General features: G+C 45.8%; 3 protein-coding genes and 1 pseudogene. 2 read left to right on the top strand and 2 right to left on the bottom strand.

The features are described from left to right. Nucleotides 1-118: 118 nt before the first annotated feature. A pseudogene (locus NG833_RS26165) lies at nucleotides 119-973 on the top strand (IS5 family transposase). A gap of 446 nt (nucleotides 974-1,419) precedes the next feature. On the opposite strand, the gene NG833_RS26160 reads toward NG833_RS26165, so the two are convergent. Continuing rightward, nucleotides 1,420-2,871, bottom strand: a complete 1,452-nt coding sequence (locus tag NG833_RS26160) for a DUF3370 domain-containing protein (protein WP_254568209.1) — start codon at nucleotides 2,869-2,871, stop codon at nucleotides 1,420-1,422. A 311-nt stretch (nucleotides 2,872-3,182) separates the two neighbouring features. On the opposite strand from NG833_RS26160, the gene NG833_RS26155 reads away from it, so the two are divergent. After that, the gene (locus tag NG833_RS26155) at nucleotides 3,183-4,061 is read left to right on the top strand and encodes an MORN repeat-containing protein (RefSeq protein ID WP_254568208.1); all 879 of its coding nucleotides are present in this window, start codon (nucleotides 3,183-3,185) and stop codon (nucleotides 4,059-4,061) included. Nucleotides 4,062-4,152: 91 nt separating this feature from the next. Here the strand turns inward: NG833_RS26155 and NG833_RS26150 are convergent, their stop codons facing one another. Then, nucleotides 4,153-4,299 (bottom strand): hypothetical protein, encoded by a 147-nt coding sequence (locus tag NG833_RS26150; RefSeq protein WP_254568207.1) that lies wholly within the window; start codon nucleotides 4,297-4,299, stop codon nucleotides 4,153-4,155. Nucleotides 4,300-5,041: the final 742 nt, after the last annotated feature.

The following is a 5,041-nucleotide window of genomic DNA, read 5'->3' as shown; positions in this document are numbered from 1 at the left end:
CGCAATGCTTGCGCCCCAGGGGCGCAAGCATTGCGCCCCTACATTGATCGCGCTACTCCGTTGATCTACGAACGAACGTTTTGGAGATTTTATTTTTTGGAGTTCCCATAAATTAATCATGAACAATCTATTTTATCTAAATTTGAAACCCCAGCAATTTAAACGGAGATTTGGTGTCCAGATTCAAACCTTTAAAGAAATGGTAAAGAGTATATAACAATACCGTTTAGCGAATCCGAAAGATAAACGAGGACGTCGAACCAAATTAAATCTTGAAGAACAAGTCTTAGTCGCATTAGAATATTGGCGAGAATATCGAACCTATTTCCATATCGGCACAAATTGGGGAGTATCCGAATCAACAGTTTACCGAATTGTCACTAATGTTGAATCCACTTTGATGAAAACTGGAAAGTTTGGTATTCCTGGCAAGAAAGCCTTTTTTAAAGGTTTTGGGCGTCCAGAAGTTGTAGTAATGGATGTCACAGAAACAGAAGAACGAACTTCCCCAGAAAAAACAGAAGAAATACTTTTCAGGAAAGAAAAAACACCACAATCTAAAAATGCAGGTGGTCATTAATCAAGAAACTAAAGAGATTATTTGCCTACATTTTGGACCGGGGCATTGCCATGACTTCAACTTATTCAAAAAAAAATCAAGTCCATTTTCATCCTGAAACAGAGAGTTTACAAGATAGTGGATATCAAGGAATAAAAGATTTTGACTCTAATAGCTATATTCCTAAAAAGAAACCTAAAAATTGGAGTCTTTCTGCCTTAGAGAAAGACTCCAATCGGGCTTTATCTAAAGACAGAATAGTGATTGAACATATTAATAGAAGTTTGAAAATTTTCAAAATTTTGTCAAGTCGTTATCGAAATCGTCGCCGCCGTTATGGCCTCCGGTGTAATTTGCACAGCAGCACTTTATAATTATGAGTTGGCTCTGGGGTCTAAAATTCAAAACTTGTAATTATAACATAGATTTTTTTTGAAAGAGGTCTAGTGTTCGGGGTATCGCTGAACCCGCCTCCGTCGAAGATAACAGTTGCTTTGCCCCGGCCTTAACGACCTTTTGGGGTGAGCCAATAAAATCTCATCCGGCATAGGTTAGGGCCAACAATCAAGTCCCTTTTCTATCCTCTATCAACTATTCCAGCCACCACCATGAGCCAAAAGAACACCCGAAAAGTTTATTTTTCGGATACATTTACGCGACATTTATCCGGCTATTCCCGGACAAAGCAACGATAGCACTTTTTTACTCCCTAAATACTGCTCTGAAATGAACGAAATAGAATTAGAGTGGCAGCATTTGAAACGTGATGAATTAGCCGGACGTATGTTTGAAGATGAACTAGACCTAGCTTATTAAGTGTGGGATTTGATTTGGGAGCGATCGCCTCAAACCCACCCCAATTAATTCGGACTTGCCACCGTTCTCACCGTCAGCACTTGCGGTGGGGTCGCATCGGGAGGATAGAGAAAATCCACCTCAACCAAACGCCGATCGCCCGGTGGTAGAGTCAGGGTCAACAACGGTTCTCCCTGTTGTCCCCGTCGCTGTACCAAATGCAGATAGCGCGTCTGAGTGACGCCTTTTTCATCGGGATAGCGCACTCGGATCGTCCCGCGAAAGAACACTTGCCGATCGCGCGGATTGAAGAATAACAGTGCATCCATATCCTCATTTTCCTTCAACGGTGACGAAAACTCTAACCTCACCGTCTGCGCTCGATCGCTAGAATTGTACAATGGCAAGCTCAAATCGTATTCTATCCCATAATTAGCATGAGCGAAATAGGCCGTATCGGGATACCGTGCCAGCATTGGCGCACTTTGTATCTGCCCCGTTCCCAAAGTAATGCGATGTACCGTACTCAACGCATAGGCAAACGCTTGACCCAGAGGCGGAATTGTGAGAGTTTCCGAATTCGGGTCATCAGTGAGATGCGATCGCCACTGCGACCCCTGCGCCACCCCCGCCACGCGCCCGAACACCACATCGATATTGCTCGGATCCAGAGAAGTCGGCGGCGTATCTCGCGGCCCTGCAAACCCATCATTTTCTAACAATCGCTGCCATTCTGCTAAAGTAGGTGCGCGTTCTTTGCCATCATCCGTCAAGGGCGATCGCATCGCTAAATTTGCCAGATAGACCTCCCCACTACTCGACAACCGCATCATCGTCGATCGCGCATTAGAAGAAGGCACCACCGTTCCCACCGGAATCGGTGCATTAATTAACATCACCGTCCCCCCCGGAGGAATCTCCCATTTCTGCGGAAACATTTCCTGTCTGTTTCCCCGCAAAACCGCATTCATTACGCGACTTCCCGGCCCAGAATACACCTTTCCTTCCGCATCTTCTACCATATCCGGTAACTCAATAAATAAAGCATCGGGACTGGTTAAATAACTCCCGGCTTGCAACACTTCAATCGTCACCGTTTCTGCGGTGGGATTGTACGCCATCAACCCTTGATAAAAGGTGCGAGTTTCTTCCGGCAATCGCGCTCTGGCAATATGATGGGAAAACACATCAAATCGTCCTTGAAACGCAAAATTTAAGTGTGCATCCGGTACTTGTTTTCCCTCGGGTGGAAAAGTAGACAGTAAAATTCCCGGTGTCAGTACCACTTCTGGACTATTGCTATTAAAAACCGGCACTCGATCCAGTTCTCCCGGTAAAGGGCGCACCTCTTGAACATCCTGCACTTCTTTGGGCGGTAAAGCATCGATCGCCGGGATAGCGTCAAAACTGGGAATCTGTTCCGGTTCTGGCAACACTTGCGATGGAGGCATCGCAGGCGCAGGAGTGGGTACGGCAGTGGTTTGGGCGATAGGAAAGATTAGGAAGAATGGCAGCATGAGTGGTGGTCAAGAGAGGATAATGAGATGCGATCGCGATTCTATCGTTTTTTCGCCCTTTTACCCGAACATCGGGACGACATCGGTATAAGGATTGCTAGTGGATAGGGGTTAGATAAATTTATAGTTGACATCATTCAATGGAGACATTAAGATAGCAAAGCGTAACCGGAGAGTTGACTTGCAAAGGGGTGTTTTAATCGGGGTTAAGGAGAGCATCGGCCAATCCAATCAGAGTTGATTTACAATGCGATAAACGGAGGTTTTTTGGAAAAATGTTGCCATTTGTTTTTCTTAGCCAGACAAAAACAGTGACGACGGATTGGAAAGGGACAGGTTCCCAATGGGCGATTGCCGCAATGGTTGCGGTGGGGGTGAGTGGGACGGCTGCGATCGCACCGACAATCGCTCAAGTTCCCAGCAGCGTTACCCGAACTTACTGTCAGAATAATGGCGGTTCCAGCAGCGAAAATCCTAACGGCATCTGCATTTTTCCCAGTGGAAACTACTACGACGGCCAACTCACCAATGGTGTCAGACAGGGAAATGGTACTTTTCTGTTTGCTGATGGTAGCGAATGTTCGGGAACGTTTCGCAACAATTTACTCAACGGTAGAGGCACCTGCAATTTTATTAACGGCAACCGCTACGAAGGGGAATTTCAAAATAGCATCATTCAAGGCAGTGGGGTTTATACCTTTGCCGATGGCACCCAATGTTCCGGTACGTTTGAAAACGGACAATTGAACGGGAAAGGGGTTTGTACCTTTGCCAATGGCAATCGCTACGAAGGCGAGTTTAGAAATCATGTCAGACAGGGAACTGGGGTGTATGCGTTTGCCGATGGCACGCGCTGCCAAGGGGAGTTTCGCAATGGACAATTAAACGGTAAAGGAAGCTGTAGTTTTGGCAATGGGAACCGCTACGAAGGGGAATTTAGAAATAACCTGCGCCAGGGAAATGGGGTTTACGTTATGGGTGATGGGACCCGGTGCGAAGGACAATGGGGCGAGGGAAAATTGAATGGGAGAGGGGTCTGTACGTTTGCCAATGGCAATCGGTATGAAGGGGAGTTTAGAAATCACGTTCGACATGGCAAAGGGGTGTTTATTTTTGCCAATGGGACGCGGGTGGAAGGGGTATGGCAGGATGGAGAGTTTCAGGCGAATAATACGCCGTCGGGGGGGTAAGAGCCACAGATTTCACAGATTTTCACGGAAGAATTGTGGAGACGCGATTGAGGGCGTCTCCGACGTTGGTGTGGGAAAAGCGATCGCCTCCCTATTGCGTGATATGTAGGTTACAGCCCACTGTAATATAAGCAGACAATTGGTGTAATGCTTCTTTTTCCGCTTTGAAAGCTTCAATTATTTTAGTTGTCATTTCCGGTGCAATATTTTCTTCCGGCAATGGAAAAATAAAAGTCATTGATTCCCCTTCTGCATAAGTCAGAAGCAGAGACGACCGATAATAAATTGGCTATTTATATTTTACAGAAACTGAAAGAATATGCGATAAATTATCAAATTTCGAGATCTTAATCTCGCCAAGTCTAACAATCACCCTGCTACCAGAACGTTTCAATATGGCTTGGTGAGTCGCAAAATTTGTTTTGCGTCCGGTGATCATGAACATTAGATTATATAGCGGTTCCCACAGTTATGAGGTACGTTTTGGGAGTGCGAGCATCTTGCTCCCTCTTGACGGTAGCGAGCAAGATGCTTGCACTCCTTTAATTGTCTATACCGCATAAGTCCGGGAACCGCTATAGTTTGATTGACTCAGAAGGTAGCGCTTGCTGAAAAAGACTAACAGAGCGAATTCTGATGCCGTACAGCTTGCCCAATGGTCGTTTTGGACTCTGGCTTCCTTATTAGATCGGCCATCGCCGACGAAAATGCAAGGTTTTTGAGTGTTTCGATCTGAAAACCTTGCACTTCAAAAAAATCCTCAAGACCCTTGCCCTTAATGTATTTTAGCTTTACATAGCAAGCCCTAGATGCCTAATTCCCAGAAGTCGGATTCGGCTTAGGGTATTCCAACAAATAAATCATCCTTGCTTTGATGCGATCGCACCTAACAAGGCTCTTTTAGCCCGCGCAGGCACCGCTTTGTCCGTGTAGCCCCAGGCTTGAGCCTGCGGGTTTTTTGAAGGTTTTATTTTTTGGAG

Origin of the sequence: Oscillatoria sp. HE19RPO (assembly GCF_024220515.1) — a bacterium.
Lineage (GTDB): Bacteria > Cyanobacteriota > Cyanobacteriia > Cyanobacteriales > Laspinemataceae > Laspinema.
This window is presented reverse-complemented; position numbering and strand designations above follow the sequence as displayed.

Coding starts and splice junctions, on each gene's coding strand:
- NG833_RS26160 (WP_254568209.1), bottom strand. CDS start 2,871: ATGCTGCCATTCTTCCTAATCTTTCCTATCGCCCAAACCACTGCCGTA.
- NG833_RS26150 (WP_254568207.1), bottom strand. CDS start 4,299: ATGACTTTTATTTTTCCATTGCCGGAAGAAAATATTGCACCGGAAATG.